16 protein-coding genes and 1 rRNA gene are annotated in these 16080 nt (G+C 41.3%); 8 read left to right on the top strand and 9 right to left on the bottom strand.

Annotated features, from left to right (window positions below; genetic code table 11):
- Positions 1 to 37: 37 nt before the first annotated feature.
- The 3 genes from BUC17_RS11925 to BUC17_RS11915 all read right to left on the bottom strand — a co-directional run bounded on the left by BUC17_RS11925 (position 38) and on the right by BUC17_RS11915 (position 4554).
- Positions 38 to 505 (bottom strand): GyrI-like domain-containing protein, encoded by a 468-nt coding sequence (locus BUC17_RS11925; RefSeq protein ID WP_073364777.1) that lies wholly within the window; start codon positions 503 to 505, stop codon positions 38 to 40.
- On the bottom strand, positions 505 to 1023 hold the full coding sequence (locus tag BUC17_RS11920; protein ID WP_073364775.1) for a hypothetical protein: 519 nt from the start codon (positions 1021 to 1023) through the stop codon (positions 505 to 507). The genes BUC17_RS11925 and BUC17_RS11920 overlap by 1 nt, the downstream gene beginning before the upstream one ends.
- A 63-nt stretch (positions 1024 to 1086) precedes the next feature.
- Positions 1087 to 4554 carry a methylmalonyl-CoA mutase family protein gene (locus tag BUC17_RS11915; RefSeq protein ID WP_073364773.1) on the bottom strand — a complete coding sequence of 1156 codons (3468 nt, stop codon included), beginning with the start codon at positions 4552 to 4554 and terminating at the stop codon, positions 1087 to 1089.
- A 127-nt stretch (positions 4555 to 4681) separates the two neighbouring features.
- Between BUC17_RS11915 and BUC17_RS11910 the strand changes: the two genes are divergently transcribed.
- Positions 4682 to 5392, top strand: a complete 711-nt coding sequence (locus BUC17_RS11910) for a DUF4197 domain-containing protein (protein WP_073364771.1) — start codon at positions 4682 to 4684, stop codon at positions 5390 to 5392.
- Between the two features lie 171 nt (positions 5393 to 5563).
- Here the strand turns inward: BUC17_RS11910 and pyrF are convergent, their stop codons facing one another.
- Positions 5564 to 6376, bottom strand: a complete 813-nt coding sequence (pyrF, locus tag BUC17_RS11905; protein ID WP_073364769.1) for an orotidine-5'-phosphate decarboxylase — start codon at positions 6374 to 6376, stop codon at positions 5564 to 5566.
- 49 nt (positions 6377 to 6425) lie between these two features.
- Entirely contained in the window at positions 6426 to 7499 is a 1074-nt protein-coding gene (gene prfA / locus BUC17_RS11900) for a peptide chain release factor 1 (protein WP_073364768.1), read from the bottom strand.
- Between the two features lie 131 nt (positions 7500 to 7630).
- Between prfA and BUC17_RS11895 the strand changes: the two genes are divergently transcribed.
- Entirely contained in the window at positions 7631 to 8092 is a 462-nt protein-coding gene (locus BUC17_RS11895) for a DUF6265 family protein (RefSeq protein WP_073364766.1), read from the top strand.
- Positions 8089 to 8616, top strand: coding sequence for a DUF6265 family protein (locus BUC17_RS11890; RefSeq protein ID WP_143161798.1), 528 nt, complete (start codon positions 8089 to 8091; stop codon positions 8614 to 8616). Before BUC17_RS11895 ends, BUC17_RS11890 begins: the two co-directional genes overlap by 4 nt.
- 83 nt (positions 8617 to 8699) lie before the next feature.
- Here BUC17_RS11890 and BUC17_RS11885 read toward each other — a convergent pair whose 3' ends face one another.
- The gene (locus tag BUC17_RS11885) at positions 8700 to 10166 is read right to left on the bottom strand and encodes an aminoacyl-histidine dipeptidase (RefSeq protein ID WP_073364761.1); all 1467 of its coding nucleotides are present in this window, start codon (positions 10164 to 10166) and stop codon (positions 8700 to 8702) included.
- Between the two features lie 98 nt (positions 10167 to 10264).
- Here BUC17_RS11885 and BUC17_RS11880 point away from each other — a divergent pair, with 98 nt between their 5' ends.
- The 4 genes from BUC17_RS11880 (at position 10265) to BUC17_RS11865 (ending at position 13468) form a co-directional block, all read left to right on the top strand.
- Positions 10265 to 11329 carry a DUF3810 domain-containing protein gene (locus BUC17_RS11880; RefSeq protein WP_083544967.1) on the top strand — a complete coding sequence of 355 codons (1065 nt, stop codon included), beginning with the start codon at positions 10265 to 10267 and terminating at the stop codon, positions 11327 to 11329.
- Between the two features lie 166 nt (positions 11330 to 11495).
- Positions 11496 to 11990 carry an RNA polymerase sigma factor gene (locus BUC17_RS11875; RefSeq protein ID WP_073364759.1) on the top strand — a complete coding sequence of 165 codons (495 nt, stop codon included), beginning with the start codon at positions 11496 to 11498 and terminating at the stop codon, positions 11988 to 11990.
- Positions 11991 to 11993: 3 nt separating this feature from the next.
- Entirely contained in the window at positions 11994 to 12617 is a 624-nt protein-coding gene (locus BUC17_RS11870) for a hypothetical protein (protein ID WP_317044519.1), read from the top strand.
- Positions 12617 to 13468 (top strand): TraB/GumN family protein, encoded by an 852-nt coding sequence (locus tag BUC17_RS11865; RefSeq protein WP_073364757.1) that lies wholly within the window; start codon positions 12617 to 12619, stop codon positions 13466 to 13468. The genes BUC17_RS11870 and BUC17_RS11865 overlap by 1 nt, the downstream gene beginning before the upstream one ends.
- A gap of 4 nt (positions 13469 to 13472) precedes the next feature.
- Here the strand turns inward: BUC17_RS11865 and BUC17_RS11860 are convergent, their stop codons facing one another.
- Positions 13473 to 14276 carry a lysophospholipid acyltransferase family protein gene (locus BUC17_RS11860; RefSeq protein WP_073364755.1) on the bottom strand — a complete coding sequence of 268 codons (804 nt, stop codon included), beginning with the start codon at positions 14274 to 14276 and terminating at the stop codon, positions 13473 to 13475.
- A gap of 32 nt (positions 14277 to 14308) precedes the next feature.
- Positions 14309 to 14950: an NUDIX hydrolase gene (locus BUC17_RS11855; protein WP_073364753.1), complete on the bottom strand. Its 642-nt coding sequence runs from the start codon at positions 14948 to 14950 to the stop codon at positions 14309 to 14311.
- 38 nt (positions 14951 to 14988) lie between these two features.
- On the opposite strand from BUC17_RS11855, the gene BUC17_RS11850 reads away from it, so the two are divergent.
- A complete protein-coding gene (locus BUC17_RS11850) occupies positions 14989 to 15432 on the top strand; it encodes a DUF4268 domain-containing protein (RefSeq protein ID WP_073364907.1) in 444 nt (147 codons plus the stop codon).
- A gap of 556 nt (positions 15433 to 15988) precedes the next feature.
- Here BUC17_RS11850 and rrf read toward each other — a convergent pair.
- Positions 15989 to 16080, bottom strand: a 5S ribosomal RNA gene (rrf, locus tag BUC17_RS11845); the annotation flags it as partial.

Genomic DNA, 16080 nt, shown 5'->3' with positions numbered 1-16080 from the left:
TAAAAGACATAAAATTTTAGCTATATCCTAGTATGAATTAAAGCACAGGGATAAAAATAAGCTCCTCCGAATCGGGGGAGTTTTTTTGATATTTCTCACTTAAGACTTCAAACTGGGGTCGGTTTTCCCATTGCAATTGCGCTTCAGGGAGCCATTGGGTAAAAATTGAACGAAAAAAATCTGACGCATTTGAACCGTCACCTCGATAGGTAAATACAGCATAACGCCCCGCGGGAATGATTAATTTCTGCATACCATCCGGAATAGTTGTATAGGCATCTACTTCTAAAGCCGCCCATTTTTCAAATGCAGTCTCGGGATCAAACGAGTAACCGGGAGGATTGACCTGAATGTTAAACAACTGATTGCTTTTTACATTCTGAATTTCATGACGCCTTGGCATAAACGATTGCCAAAGTTCGCTCACCTGATAATCCAAAAAAGACATGGTACGAGCAATGCCAACCAATTTCTTTTCGGGCAATTGTATGATCTGAGGCTGCATTATTTTCGTTTATCGAAAAAAACTTTTACCCCGCGAAAGGCACTGTAAGCAAATAGCGCATAGAGTAATAGTCCAGCGATAATTGTATAATGTCCAGCAGATTGCCCTTTGGACTCTAAAAACATAAAATAGGTAATGCCTAGGTAAAAAATATAAATTGTAGCAGGAACAGCAATTAGAGTCATCAAACGCATGGCCCACGGTTGTTCATCTTTCGCATAACGAGCAATGATGCCGATTACAACCATTAAGGGTAATATGGTCAATTTAACTGCAAATGATTCTTGTGGAAGGATAAAATAGGCATACAAAGGGACAATCATTGCAGTATGTATAACCAAAAAAGCAAAAGCAAGGACATCCATCCCCATCGGGCGATTCTCCTTCAAATACGCTTTAATAGCGGTGCGTACTTCCTCTTCGGTAAAACCATCCCGCACCAAAAACCGAATCGTATTGGTGTAGGTGTAATTTTTGGAAAGATAGTGCGCTACTTCTTGGTGTAAATCCTTTTGCATAGATGTAAAATTATAAAAAAACAGACAGGCAATTTACCTGTCTGTACGTATTTAACAGCTGTTTTACATATTTCTTCGGTACTGCCCTCCTACTTCAAACAAACCGGCTGTGATTTGACCCAAGGAACAGTACTTGGTGGCTTCCATCAATTGGTCAAACATATTACGGTTGTTAATAGCGGCCTCTTGCACCTGAGCGATGAGTTCTTTAACTTTTACACCATGTGCCCCGTGAAGATTTTGCAAGGTTTGAATTTGCACTTGCTTTTCCTCTTCTGTGGCACGAATGACCTCAGCGGGTAAAACGGTGGGCGAACCTTTTGAACTCAAAAACGTATTTACGCCAATAATTGGGTATTCGCCTGTATGTTTCAAGGTTTCGTAATACAAACTCTCTTCTTGAATTTTACTGCGTTGGTACATGGTTTCCATGGCACCCAACACCCCGCCACGTTCTGTAATGCGATCAAATTCGGCCAATACCGCTTCTTCAACCAAATCGGTTAATTCTTCAATGATGAACGAACCTTGAATCGGATTTTCGTTTTTCGCCAATCCCAATTCTTTATTGATAATCAACTGAATCGCCATGGCACGACGAACCGATTCTTCGGTAGGGGTTGTAATCGCTTCATCATACGCATTGGTATGCAGCGAGTTACAGTTGTCGTAAATCGCATACAAAGCTTGTAAAGTTGTACGAATATCGTTAAAGTCAATTTCCTGTGCGTGTAGTGAACGCCCTGATGTTTGAATATGGTACTTCAACATCTGTGCGCGTTCGTTGGCGCCGTATTTGAATTTTAAAGCTTTCGCCCAAATTTTACGCGCTACACGTCCAATTACGGCATACTCAGGATCGATACCGTTGGAGAAGAAAAACGACAGGTTTGGACCGAAGTCGTTGATATTCATCCCACGACTTAAGTAATATTCGACATACGTAAATCCATTGGCCAACGTAAAGGCCAACTGCGTAATGGGATTCGCTCCTGCTTCAGCGATATGATAACCTGAAATGGAAACCGAATAGAAGTTACGTACATTTTTATGAATAAAATATTCCTGCACATCCCCCATTAAGCGTAAAGCAAACTCAGTTGAGAAAATACAAGTATTTTGCGCTTGATCTTCTTTTAAAATATCGGCTTGAACGGTACCTCTAACTTGCGATAAGGTTTGTGCCTTTATGGTTGCATAAACCTCAGCATCCAAAATCTGGTCGCCAGTAACGCCCAACAACAACAAGCCTAAACCGTTATTTCCTTCGGGTAAAGTACTCTCTTTTTCAGGATGAAAAGGATTATAGGCTTTCCCATCGGCACAGATATATTGTGGACGACCTACACCTTTGGCATCATATAATTCTTTCAAACGGGCTTCTACCAAATGTTCCAATCCGTTTTCACGAATGTATTTTTCACAATTTTGGTCGATGGCAGCATTCAAAAAGAATCCCAATAACATCGGCGCCGGACCGTTGATTGTCATCGATACCGAAGTTGCAGGATGACTTAAATCAAAGCCCGAATATAATTTTTTGGCATCGTCCAAACAGCAAATCGATACGCCCGCGTTTCCGATTTTCCCATAAATATCGGGACGGTGATCGGGATCGTTTCCATATAAGGTTACCGAGTCAAAAGCAGTAGACAAGCGTTTGGCAGGCATGCCCAAACTCACATAGTGAAAACGACGATTGGTACGCTCGGGTCCGCCCTCACCGGCAAACATACGAGTTGGATCTTCGCCCTCGCGTTTGAACGGATATAATCCTGAAGCATACGGAAATTCACCTGGAACATTTTCCTGCAAACACCAACGAAGCAAATCACCCCAGGCTTGGTATTTCGGCAACGCGACTTTGGGAATTTGGGAATGGGACAAACTTTCGGTATGCGTTTGGATTTTAATTTCCTTATCGCGCACCTTAAAGCTGTACACTGGATTTTTATATTTATTAACTTTTTCTTCCCAAGACAACAAAACTTCCCAGTTGTAGGGATCTAAGTTCATCTTTACACGATCAAATTCTTTGACCAATAAATTGACCAATTGTTGCGCATCTTCAGCCGCTGGGCTAGCTACTTCAAGTCCGGATTTGTTCATCACGGGCACTTGACCACTCACCGATTCTATCGTTTTGTAGATACCATATAATTTTTGGGCAACTTCAACTTGAATGCTCACCGTTTGGTCATAACTGCGATTATTTTCAGCAATTTCCGAAAGGTAGCGGGTACGGTTGGGTGGAATTACATAGATTTTTTCACTCATTTCACGGGTAATCGTGAAGGTGGACTTTAAATTTGCCCCTGTCTTCTCCACAATTTTATCCATGATGGATTTGTACAACGCATTCATTCCAGGGTCATTGAACTGAGAAGCAATGGTACCAAAAACGGGCATGGTTTCAGGATCAACATCCCATAAATTGTGGTTGCGTTGGTATTGTTTTTTAACATCGCGAATGGCGTCTAAAGCTCCGCGTTTGTCAAATTTATTAAGAGCTACTAAGTCGGCAAAATCCAACATATCGATTTTCTCCAACTGTGTCGCCGCCCCAAATTCGGGGGTCATCACATACAGAGAAACATCCGAATGATCTAAAATTTCGGTATCGCTTTGACCAATTCCAGAAGTTTCCAAAATAATCAAATCGTAGCGCGCCGCCTTCAACACCTCGATGGTTTCGGCGACATATTTGGATAAAGCCAAATTCGATTGACGTGTGGCTAAGGAACGCATATAAACGCGAGGGTTATTGATTGCATTCATACGAATACGGTCACCCAAAAGTGCGCCACCCGTTTTCCGTTTAGATGGGTCGACTGAAATTAATCCGATTGTTTTTTCGGGAAAGTCAATCAAAAAACGACGCACGAGTTCGTCTACCAACGACGATTTCCCTGCACCACCGGTCCCTGTAATCCCAAGCACAGGAATGGCAACTTCTTGATTACGCTCATAAATAGCCTCCAAAGCGGGTTTGGCAACCGTTGGATAATTCTCAGCGGCAGAAATCACTCGGGCTATAGCGCGTGGATTTTTGTCTTCCAAATGATTGAGTTCGCCATTCAACACGTCGCCAACAGGAAAATCAGCCCGTTGTACCAAATCGTTGATCATGCCCTGAAGTCCCAAAGCGCGACCATCATCGGGGGAATAAATACGTGTGATGCCATAGGCTTGCAATTCGGCAATTTCTTCGGGTAAAATTACACCGCCGCCGCCGCCAAAAATCTTGATATGCCCAGCTCCTTTCTCTTGCAACAGGTCGTACATGTATTTGAAATACTCATTGTGTCCGCCTTGATACGAGGTCATGGCAATCGCATTGGCATCTTCTTGAATGGCCGTATTCACCACTTCTTCAACACTGCGGTCGTGTCCAAGGTGAATCACCTCACATCCCGTTGCTTGGATGATTCGGCGCATAATGTTGATCGAAGCATCGTGACCATCAAACAAAGAGGCTGCGGTTACAATTCTTACTTTATTTTTAGGAATATAGGGTTGCGCTTGTTCCATTTTAAATTGTAAAAGGATTTTAAGTGCGCAATTTACGAATAATATAATTTTTCTACCCTATGCTGTTAATTGAAATAATGTTAACATTTACGGCACTATCTTTGAAGGTATTTAAAAAAAATAAAATATGAAATCGATACTTTACTTGGCTACTTCCCTTTACATGATGAGTTCTTGTTTGGAGCTTCCTGCCTTAGCCGCTTCCCATTCACACCAATCAAGCCATAATCAATTGGACTTGGCTGGTGGATTGAAAGAAGCGTTAGACCACGGCATCCGCAAACAGGTTGTAAAACTTACGGCTGTGGATGGATTTTACAAAAATGAGTTAGTAAAAATTATGATGCCCGAGGAATTGCAGCGGGTAGATAAAGCGCTACGAAAAGTAGGTCTGGGTAGTTTGGCCGATGAAGGCGTACTGATGTTGAATCGAGCGGCTGAAGATGCGGTGAAAGAAGCCACACCTATTTTTGTGAATGCGGTAAAAAATATAAGCATTGCCGATGCCAAGTCAATAATTATGGGAGACAATCGCGCAGCGACAACCTTTCTAGAAACCCAAACCACGCAACCGCTTTACACCCAATTCAAACCCGTAATTCAACAATCGTTTGCCAAAGTTGGAGCAGATAAGGTTTGGAATCAAATTATCAGTAAATACAACGGACTCCCTTTGGTCAAAAAAGTGAATCCCGACTTGACCGATTATACCACTCGAAAAGCCTTAACGGGTGTGTTTACGATGATCGCTTTGGAAGAACAAAATATTCGCTCCAATCTTAATGCACGGCCCACCAAGTTATTGCAACAAGTGTTTGCTTTACAAGACCGAAAATAAGCCTTAAAATTGTCTTAATTTTTTAGTTATCAATAACATAAGAATAACAATCTATTAACACAGCCGCACTCAAAATAGTTGGATATTTGTATTGAAATAATGATTTATTATTTTGTTTGGTTTAGGTTAGTTAAGAAAAAGCCGGTTTTCTGTTGAAAATCGGCCTTTTTTTTATGCTAACAATGTAGCCATTTGCTGTTGTAGTTTCAAGGCTTCCCCTCGGGCCTTTTCGGCAAAATCAACTCCCGAAGACGCATAAATAATGCCCCGCGACGAATTGACCAACAAGCCGATCTGACTGTTTTTGCCATAATGCCATACGGCTTCCAAACTTCCGCCTTGTGCTCCCACACCGGGAACCAAAAGAAAACTATCGGGGATAATGCGACGGATATCTTGCAAATACTCGGCCTTGGTAGCCCCTACCACATACATGAGGTGGTGACTGTTTTTCCAATTCTTTGAGGTTTCAATTACTTTTTTATACAACTCTTGGGCATCCACTTGTTGTGTTTGAAAATCAAAGGCTCCTTCATTGGATGTGAGTGCCAAAAGAATCGTATGCTTATTTTCAAACTCCAAAAAAGGTTCTACCGAGTCTTTCCCCATGTAGGGCGCCACGGTCACCGAATCAAAGGCCAAATCTTCCAAAAATGCTTTTGCATAGCGTCCTGAAGTATTGCCAATATCCCCTCGTTTGGCATCGGCTATGGTAAATTGCTCGGAATAATTTGTATTCAAATAGGAAATCGTTTTTTCCAAAGCCATCCATCCTTTTACCCCATACGCTTCATAAAAGGCCGTGTTGGGTTTGTATGAAACACACAAATCATGAGTCGCATCAATAATCGCTTTGTTGAATTCAAAAATCGGATCATCGGTTTCTAGTAAATGGGGTGGAATCTTATCGAGGTCCACATCCAAACCAATGCATAAAAACGATTTCTTTTGTTGTATTTGCGCTACCAATGCCGCGGTTTCCATAGTGAAATTTTGTTATAAAAAAAGCCCAACGACACCGTTGGACTTGAGGTTAAAATACTTCGCTTTCTTTAAGTTTCTCGGTATTGGCGACCAATTGTAATTCGTCAATAAACTTTTGAATATTGCCATTCAGCACGCCATCCATATCAAAAACATCCATTCCAATGCGGTGATCGGTCACGCGTCCTTGAGGGAAATTATACGTGCGAATCTTAGCCGAACGGTCACCCGAACTCACCTGAGAATTTCGCTTTTTCGCATCTTCTTCTTGCTTTTTGGCCAGTTCCATTTCATAAAGACGGGAACGCAATACCGAAAGTGCTTTGTCTTTATTTTTATGTTGTGATTTTTCGTCTTGACATTGTGCTACCAATCCTGTGGGAATGTGAGTCATACGCACAGCCGACTTGGTGGTATTTACCGACTGACCTCCAGGACCTGATGAACAGAATAAGTCGATGCGAACATCATTCATGTCGATATGTACATCAAATTCTTCGGCCTCGGGCAAAACCATAACGGTAGCCGCAGAAGTGTGTACACGTCCTTGGGTTTCTGTTTTGGGTACCCGTTGTACACGGTGAACTCCTGCTTCAAACTTTAAAGTGCCGTACACATCTTCTCCCGATACTTCGAAAATAACTTCCTTGAATCCGCCTGAGGTTCCTTCGTTAAAATCAACTACTGAAGTTCGCCAACCTTTATTTTCACAGAATTTCGTATACATGCGATACAAATCGCCTGCAAAAAGCGATGCTTCATCTCCACCTGTACCGGCGCGAATTTCAACCATGACATTTTTGGCATCTTCAGGATCTTTGGGAATCAACATAAACTTGATTTCCTCCTCCAGCTGGGGCAAACGTTCTTTGGCTTCATCGAGTTGCATTTTGGCCATTTCTACCATTTCAGCATCTGAACCATCGGCGAGAATCTCATTGGCTTCAGCAATATTATCGGTCAATCGAACGTATTCATCGCGTTTTTCAACCAACGCTTTCAAGTTTTTATACTCTTGATTCAATTGTACGTAACGCTTCTGATCGGCAATGACATCCGGTTGAATAATCAAATCGGACACCTCGTCGAACCGTTGTTTTACATATTGCAAACGCTCTAACATAATGTAATATTCCTTTTTTTGGACTGCAAAAATACAATAATTTGCGAATGGAATTGCAATTATTTCATGAGGCGCGTTTGACTTTACCCTATGAATCATGATTATTTTTGTAGTATTGTAAAAAATAAAACATGAAGCTGCTTGCCTTTCTTCTCGTCCTTATGTTCTTTTTGGGGAGTTGTCAAAACGACACCGATGGTCCGAATTGGCTCCTCGGTTCTTGGCGCAATACCACAGCAAGCATGGATGCCCAAGAGCATTGGAAAAAAGTGGATGCTACAGTCTACGAAGCTGAGAGTTTTATACTTGTACAAAACGATACTGTTTTTCATGAGCATGTCGATTTGGTCAAAACAAGTAAAGGATGGGATTATATCGTTTCGGTTCGCGGTCAAAATAAAGAAAAACCGGTTTCCTTTTCTTCAACCTATATAGGAAAAGATTCGTTGGTATTTGAAAATTCAAAACACGACTTTCCGAATCGTATTGTGTATAAAAAAATAAAGGCCGATAGTTTGGTTGCTACTATCTTTGGCACGCAAAATGGGAAAGCCACCTCGGAAATCTTTCCTTTTAAAAAAATAAAACCATGAGAAAATTAATGTTCTGCCTTTTGGGCATTGGCCTTATCACCCTTTCGTGCAAAAAATATGATGCTTTGGGACGTAAAATTCAATTTGAAGAGCGTTATAAAGCGTCCTTTTTGGAGGGAAATTGGACGTTAACCGATTCGTTGGGTGTGATGGAAATGCAATGGAAAGAAGCCGACGACAGCACCTATACGGGAACCTGTTTGTTTATTCATGGGGAGAAAAAGGACACCTTACACCGGGAGCAAATGGAAGTACAACAACGCAAAAACTACCTGATTTATACTACGACGGTTCAGGGAGAAAAAGGAGAAACCCCTATTGCTTTTCAAATGACACAAGATACTGACAGCACGATAACCTTTGAGAATCCGGACAACGACTATCCGAAAAAAATTGTCTATCGTTTATTGCGTAACGGAAAACTGCAACAAACCGAAAGCGGTCAAATTCGTAAAAAGGCGCAAACGCAAACGTATCTTTGGTCGAAGGGAGTCCCCCCTAAGGAGAGTAAAGACGATAATTAATTTTAACCATAAAAAAATCCTGGAACGCCATGGCTCAGGATTTTTTATTTTTTCGTGTTGACCTTAATTTTTAGGGCTAACGACTAACTGCTTTTTTCGGGAATAGTTGCTAATATTTCGAGTAAATACGTCCAAAACTTTTGAGAAGACGAAATGCTAGCACGTTCGTCGGGACTATGCGCACCGTGAATGGTGGGCCCGAAAGAAATCATATCCATCTTAGGGTAATTCGTGCCTAAAATTCCACACTCCAACCCCGCATGACACGCGACCACCCGTGGTTTTTGACCGTTTTGTTTTTCATAAATAGCGACCAAAACCTTCAATATTTCCGAATTTACATTAGGGGTCCAACCGGGATAACTCCCCGAAAAAGTCACTTCACAACCGATTAATTCAAAGGCAGAACGAAGCGCATTGGCCAAATCAAATTTTGATGTTTCTACGGAAGAACGGGTCAAACATTGAATCGTGATTTGACCCTCTTTCACAATAACACGCGCAATATTGTTGGAGGTTTCCACCAAATCCGCCATATCGGCACTCATTCGATACACCCCATTGTGGGCCGTGTAAAGGGCGCGCAACAATCCTTCTTGCACCCCTAAATCCATAATTTTGGCAGGAAGTGCCGACTTTTCAATGGTAACTTGAAGTTGAGGCTCGGTGGTTTTGTATTCCGCTTTAATCTCGTTGATAAGTTCCTGCATTTCAAAAGCAAAAGCCTCTTCATACATCGCAGCGATAATCACTTGCGCCACACTTTCTCTTGGAATGGCATTGCGCAAACTTCCCCCATTGATTGCGGCGATTTGTAAACCAAAATTTTCAAATCCATCAAACAACAATCGGTTCATAATTTTATTGGCGTTACCCAATCCTTTGTGGATATCCATGCCCGAGTGTCCTCCTTGCAACCCTTTTACGGTTATTGTATACCCAAGGGAGCCTTCGGGAACGTCCTCTTCGTTGTAGGAACGAGTCGCCGTTACATCCACCCCGCCAGCACATCCAATATCAATTTCATCGTCTTCTTCCGTATCGAGATTTAACAAAATTTCCCCTTGAAGAATTCCTCCTTTTAAGTTCAAAGCTCCTGTCATTCCAGTCTCTTCATCAATAGTAAAAAGCGCTTCAATCGCGGGATGGGGAATATCTTTGCTTTCTAAGATGGCCATAATCGCAGCTACACCCAGGCCATTATCAGCCCCAAGCGTGGTTCCTTTGGCGCGCACCCAATCACCATCAACATACATTTGAATACCTTGCGTATTGAAATCAAAATCGGTATCATTATTTTTTTGGTGCACCATATCCAAATGCGCTTGCATCACAATCGGTTTTCGATTTTCCATGCCGGGCGTCGCGGGTTTTCGGATAAAAACATTTCGAATTTCATCTTCAAACGTTTCTAATCCTAAACTTGCTCCAAAATTTTTCATGAATTCAATCACGCGCTCTTCCTTTTTGGAAGGACGTGGCACCGCATTTAAATCGGCAAATTTATTCCAAAGGGCTTTGGGTTCTAGTTGACGTACGTCTTGACTCATAGTATAAAAATTATTTTTAGTGCCATTACAGCGTTTCAAAAATACAAAGAATGTTGGGTGTAGCCTAAGATTACCGTACATTTACCCTAAAAAAGAGGGTGAAGCTACGAACGTACTGGGGATGGTATGCGGTGCTCTTGCAACTGTTCCTCTTATCCATACTTGGGCAATTTCCAGAAGCAATTGAACGCTATTACAGTCAGGGCATCTATCGTTATATCGATGCATTTTGGCGTTTTTGTATGGGTGATATCCCTTTTTCGGTTGGCGATGTTTTGTACACCTTGCTTATCCTCAAAATCGTTTGGTCATTGTGTCGCTGGAAAAAAACAACCTATGTTCAAAAATGGATAGCGATAGGGCAATGGAGCGCAGTCGTTTTGGCGGTTTTCCAACTCAGTTGGGGATTGAACTATCATCGACAAAAACTGACCGATAAATGGAACCTTAATCCGCAATACACGCCAGAAGAATTGGTAACTTTTACCCGACAGTTGAGGGATGAAACCCATCGCATTCATTTGCAAATTACCCAAAATCCAAAAGAAAGCGTTCGCGTTCCTTACGGTATAGATTCTCTATTTCTAATGGCTCAGAAAGGATATCAAGCGTTACAGCAACGGCATCCTGATATCAACTACGGACAACTTTCTGTCAAAAAAAGTCTGCTGAGTACCCCACTCACATACATGGGCTTTTCGGGTTATTTCAATCCGTTTACCCACGAGGCTCAAGTCAATTCGTTGCTTCCATCGTATCAACGCGGCAATGTCATTTGTCATGAAATGGCGCATCAAACGGGGATTGCAAGTGAGAGTGAATGCAATTTTATTGGATTCTTAGCAGGGTATTATCAAACTAATCCCTACCTACGCTACAGTGTTTGTACCGCGGCGCTTCGGTATTGTTTGGGCACGTTACAAGCAACACATCCCGAGCTTTCCAAAGCATTGTATCAATCGTTGCATGCGGGTGTAAAAGCCAATTTGGAGGAGAGTAAACTGTTTTGGAAAAACTATGATACGGTTATCCACAAAGGCTTTCATGGGTTTTATGACCATTTTCTCAAAGTAAACCAACAGTCCGATGGAATGGCGGGATACAGCAAGTATGTGGGGTTATTGATGGGGTACCAAAAAAAGACCTTTTTTCTGAAAGATTAATAATTTCTTTACCCAAGAAACACACCAAAAACCTCATTTTCAAAGTATTTTAAATATAGATACTAATAAAATTTTAAATAAAATAGTTAGATGAAAATCCTACAATAAATTTGAAAATTAACTACGTCATTGTAACAAAAAAGACCTTCACATCACTAATACTTCCATGAATGAATCGCTAGAAACATCATTTGTAAAACAACTCACGGACCACCAAAACATCGTCCACAAAATTTGTCGCCTCTATACCAATAATGAAGAGGCACACAATGATTTGTTTCAAGAAATCACGATTCAACTTTGGAAAGCATTTCCAAAATTTAGAGGAGAAGCCAAATTTTCAACATGGGCTTATCGCGTGGCCTTGAATACAGCCATTACGCTGTATCGAAAAAGTACCCGAACCGTTGCCACCGTTGACTTTGAAAAAGCGAGCTATTTTATCAAGCAAGAGGATTATAATCCCGAGGAAGAAGAGCAATTAAAGTTGATGTATCAAGCGATTCACCAACTTAACGACATTGAAAAAGCATTGATTTTCATGTATTTGGAAGACAAAGATTACAGTGAAATATCCGAAACACTCGGAATCAGCGAAGTCAATGCCCGTGTGAAAATGAACCGAATTAAAGGAAAATTAAAGAAAATATTAAATCCGTAACCAATGATGAATGAATTGGATTTATTAAAAAAGGATTGGAACAAACAAACAAAGCCTTTTCCACAATTACAAGAGTCGGATATCGCTGCGATGATTCACAAGCGATCTTCATCGATTGTAAAATGGATTTTGATTATCAGCATATTAGAAGTAACGCTTTGGACGGCGATTAGTTTGTTTTTTAACACCGACGAAGTGATGGTTAAAAATCATACCGAATATATGATTCCCTACTTCAAAATAATCACCTATGTCAACTATGCGGTGGTCGCGGCGTTTATCTATGCCTTCTACGTCAATTATAAAAACATTTCAACTTTACGTTCGACCAAAAAATTGATGCAAGACATCTTGAAAACACGACGTACCGTAAAATACTATGTTTGGTATAACCTAATCATGATTGGATTGAGTGCAATCGCAGGATTTGTTTTGGCTTTTGTTGCCAATCCGCAAATGCAAAAAATTAGCCACAATCCCAAAGCTATGGTGATCACGATCATCATTTTAGTCGTCTTCTTGCTGGCGTTCTTTGGTATTGCAGCCTTGTTTTACTACCTCATTTATGGTACGTTAATGAAACGTTTGTTCCGAAATTATAACGAATTGAAAAAAATTGATTTGTAATGAAAAAATTTGCGCTACTCCTTGGTCTATTGTGCTCGGTGTGGAATTATGCACAAACCCCCAAAACATTATTGTGGAAAGTTTCTGGGAATGGATTAACCCAACCCTCGTATGTGTTTGGGACCATTCATATTACCTGTGATGCAACGTTAAAGCCAAAGGTATTGGACGCCTTGGAGAAAACACAACAAGTTTGTCTAGAATTAGACATGGACGACCCAAGCCTACAAATGGTCATGATGGCTGGGATAAACATGAAAAATGGGCAGCGTTTGGATTCCTTGCTTTCTGCCAAAGACTTTGCAACGGTTGATGCGTTTTTAAAGAAACACTTGGGATATTCCGCCAAAATGGTAAATACCATGAAACCATTTATGGTCACCGCCATGTTGTACCCAAAAATGTTAACCTGTCCTATGCAATCGGTGGAACAAGAATTGATGAAAGTCGCAAAAAGTCAGAACGAAGCCATCATCGGACTCGAAAAAGTGTTGGAACAAATGGCCGTTTTTGATGCCATTCCCTACAAAGAACAAGCCCAAGAACTGGTAAAATTGGCCGAAAAAGGAATCGAATTCAACGGCTCAGAAACCGAAAAAATGTTGGCCTGTTACGCCAAAGAAGACCTCGATGCGTTGATGGAATTATTCAAAAGTTCAGAAACCCAATTTTATGCCCAATTCGAAGAAGAACTCCTCAACAAACGCAACCGAAATTGGCAATCGCGATTACCCAAAATCATGGCAGAAAAGCCCACGTTTATTGGGGTAGGAGCCGCACATTTACCAGGCAAAGAAGGCGTTTTACAGCTGCTTAAAGATTTAGGCTATACCGTAGAACCTGTATTGTAGCATCTTACCAGCGACGCAATTCATTTAACCGTTCCTGTTCTTCCAAAACTTCGGCGGGTATGACTTTTAAAAAAGAAGGGTGTTGCTCAATGGCATACTCAATTTTTTCAACGATTTCCTCGATGGATTCTTGGTCGTAATCTATTTCAAGGGGAGGTTTGATCGTGAACGATTGTAAAATGTTTTTCTTTTTAATCCGCAACCCTTTTTTATCAAAAGAACGTCGGAATCCATCGATTACGATAGGTACAACCAAAGGTTTATGCTGTTTTATGATATGGGCAGTCCCTTTACGAACGGGTTTAAACGACTTCGTGGTCCCTTGTGGAAAAGTGATGACCCACCCGTCAGCCAATGCTTTCATGATGTTTTCTGTATCGTTGGGATTGACCGCTTTCTTTTCATCAATATCTTTCCCGCCCGAACGCCAAGTTCGCTCTACCGTTATGGCCCCCGCATAAGCCAATATTTTGGGCAATAATCCCGAGCGCATGGTCTCGCCCGCCGCTACATAATATACATTGAGTTTGGGATTCCACAAATAACCAACATTGCGAATGTTATTTTGACGTCCGCTCAAACTGGCATTAAAGACGTGAAACATCGCTACAACATCGGCAAAATAGGTTTGGTGATTGGAGATAAACAATACATTTTGTTCCGGCAACTGACGTAAGATTTCAGAACCTTCAATTTGCAGCTCATTGAATCCGCGATACCGACGATGCGTAATTACACCTGCAATACGGATAAGCCATTTTTTTAAAAATAAGATATGTCCAAACGGATTGCGTTTTATCAAGTTCATAGCGCCAAAATGGGAGCTAAAGATACGAAGAATTATACGGATAACAAGGCCTTAAAACTGTCTTTCAATTCACTCACCATCATGGCTGTGGCGCCCCAAATAATTTGATTCTCAATTTGAAAGGCTGGCACTTCAATAGATTTGGAATACGAAGTCGCCAAACGCATAGTTGTTACATTCGCATCTTCCAACAAATGCGATAATGGAAATTCTAAAATCTCAGACACTTCCTCAAGTTGCAACACAAATTGAGGACGTTCATGTCCGTAGGCAAGAAAAGGGAAGACTTGAAAATTACTGGGTGGAATGTACACCGAAGTTATCGGTTTTATCAAGGAAACGTGTTCCGGTATAATTCCTACCTCCTCCTGAGCCTCTCGTAATGCCGTGTGCCACAAAGAAACATCCTCTGTCTCGACTTTACCGCCCGGAAAAGCAATCTGTCCCGAATGCACTCCAGGATATTCATTTCGACGGATAAATACAGCATGCATGACCGCTTCAATGGGATATAAATAAATTAAAACAGCAGCTTGACGCGCATTGTCAGGAATATTTCCAGCATAAAGTGCCCGACGGCGTTCCTCGGGTACCACTTTGGCATGGGCAGAAAGTGCAGGTAAAGGTAGCTGTTGAAGTAGAGGAAGTAAAGCTTGAAAAGTGGTAAACGTCATAACCCGTAATTATGTTTAAATTTACCAAAAAAAACGGCATGTATAGTAAGGAAGAAAAACAACTTTTAAAACGTGAATTTTGGGCTACCTTTGGCACCAATTACCCGCGAAAATGGATGCTGTATGACACTCAAATTAAAGATGTTAGCTTCAAATTCTATGTTGATAATCGTATCGCACGGGTGCAACTGGATATCGAACCCCGCGATGCTGAAAAACGAAAAATATACTATGAAAAAATTGAATCGTTACGAACGCTTCTACGAGAAGAACATCTTCCCAACGCCCTTTTTGAAAGGCATTTAACCCTAGAAAACGGAAAAATAATCAGTCGCATTTGGGTTGAACTTGAGGGCGTAAACATGAATCGAAGAGACGATTGGGACCGAATTCATCGCTTCTTCGCCACCCAAATGCATGCCTTCGAGGAATTTTTTAAAGAATACGAGGACTATATCCGCGATCTCGATCTAAACACCTAACCGAATCGCAACTCATAATTCATAACTCATAATTCATAATTCAAAATAATTCTTTTAGCGTGCCCCTGCGGGTCGGGCAATCCGTTGCAAGTCCTCGCTCCGTTGCCCTGCGCTGTGGGCTTTCCACTGCTGTCCCTCACGCGGCTGCGTGCGCTTTTACAACCCTAGTTAGAATTTACCAGGCAAGTAATCCTATCGCATTCCCCCCCAAAAAAATACCTGCCAATGGGCAGGTTCTACGTATCATTTATAATTTATCATTCACAATTTATAATATAATAAAAACCCGCCAATGGGCAACCAATCATTTATAATCTATCATTCACAATTTATTATATAATAAAAACCTGCCAATGGGCAGGTTCTACATGTCATTTATAATTCATCATTCACAATTTATAATAAAAACAAAAAGACCTATACACTACTGTAAAGGTCTTTCAAAAAACAAGGCGGCGACCCGAGGCTTTAGCCGAACTGGCGAAGCAATCGACCGGAGGGACACGCCGCACCGATAAAAAAAATGAGGCCCTTCAAATTGAAGGGCCTCACTAAAACAAGGCGGCGACATACTCTCCCACAGTTATGCAGTACCATCTGCGCTGTCGGGCTTAACTTCTCTGTTCGGAATGGGAAGAGGTGAGCCCC

It is taken from the genome of Flavobacterium fontis (genome assembly GCF_900129405.1).
Lineage (GTDB): Bacteria > Bacteroidota > Bacteroidia > Flavobacteriales > Flavobacteriaceae > Flavobacterium > Flavobacterium fontis.
This window is presented reverse-complemented; position numbering and strand designations above follow the sequence as displayed.

Excerpts from the sequence above, each read along its gene's own strand:
- BUC17_RS11855 (WP_073364753.1), bottom strand. The coding sequence starts at position 14,950 with ATGACGTTTACCACTTTTCAAGCTTTACTTCCTCTACTTCAACAGCTA.
- BUC17_RS11895 (WP_073364766.1), top strand. The coding sequence starts at position 7,631 with ATGAAGCTGCTTGCCTTTCTTCTCGTCCTTATGTTCTTTTTGGGGAGT.
- prfA (WP_073364768.1), bottom strand. The coding sequence starts at position 7,499 with ATGTTAGAGCGTTTGCAATATGTAAAACAACGGTTCGACGAGGTGTCC.
- BUC17_RS11870 (WP_317044519.1), top strand. The coding sequence starts at position 11,994 with ATGATGAATGAATTGGATTTATTAAAAAAGGATTGGAACAAACAAACA.
- BUC17_RS11865 (WP_073364757.1), top strand. The coding sequence starts at position 12,617 with ATGAAAAAATTTGCGCTACTCCTTGGTCTATTGTGCTCGGTGTGGAAT.
- pyrF (WP_073364769.1), bottom strand. The coding sequence starts at position 6,376 with ATGGAAACCGCGGCATTGGTAGCGCAAATACAACAAAAGAAATCGTTT.
- BUC17_RS11915 (WP_073364773.1), bottom strand. The coding sequence starts at position 4,554 with ATGGAACAAGCGCAACCCTATATTCCTAAAAATAAAGTAAGAATTGTA.
- BUC17_RS11885 (WP_073364761.1), bottom strand. The coding sequence starts at position 10,166 with ATGAGTCAAGACGTACGTCAACTAGAACCCAAAGCCCTTTGGAATAAA.
- BUC17_RS11850 (WP_073364907.1), top strand. The coding sequence starts at position 14,989 with ATGTATAGTAAGGAAGAAAAACAACTTTTAAAACGTGAATTTTGGGCT.
- BUC17_RS11925 (WP_073364777.1), bottom strand. The coding sequence starts at position 505 with ATGCAGCCTCAGATCATACAATTGCCCGAAAAGAAATTGGTTGGCATT.
- BUC17_RS11890 (WP_143161798.1), top strand. The coding sequence starts at position 8,089 with ATGAGAAAATTAATGTTCTGCCTTTTGGGCATTGGCCTTATCACCCTT.
- BUC17_RS11920 (WP_073364775.1), bottom strand. The coding sequence starts at position 1,023 with ATGCAAAAGGATTTACACCAAGAAGTAGCGCACTATCTTTCCAAAAAT.
- BUC17_RS11860 (WP_073364755.1), bottom strand. The coding sequence starts at position 14,276 with ATGAACTTGATAAAACGCAATCCGTTTGGACATATCTTATTTTTAAAA.
- BUC17_RS11910 (WP_073364771.1), top strand. The coding sequence starts at position 4,682 with ATGAAATCGATACTTTACTTGGCTACTTCCCTTTACATGATGAGTTCT.
- BUC17_RS11875 (WP_073364759.1), top strand. The coding sequence starts at position 11,496 with ATGAATGAATCGCTAGAAACATCATTTGTAAAACAACTCACGGACCAC.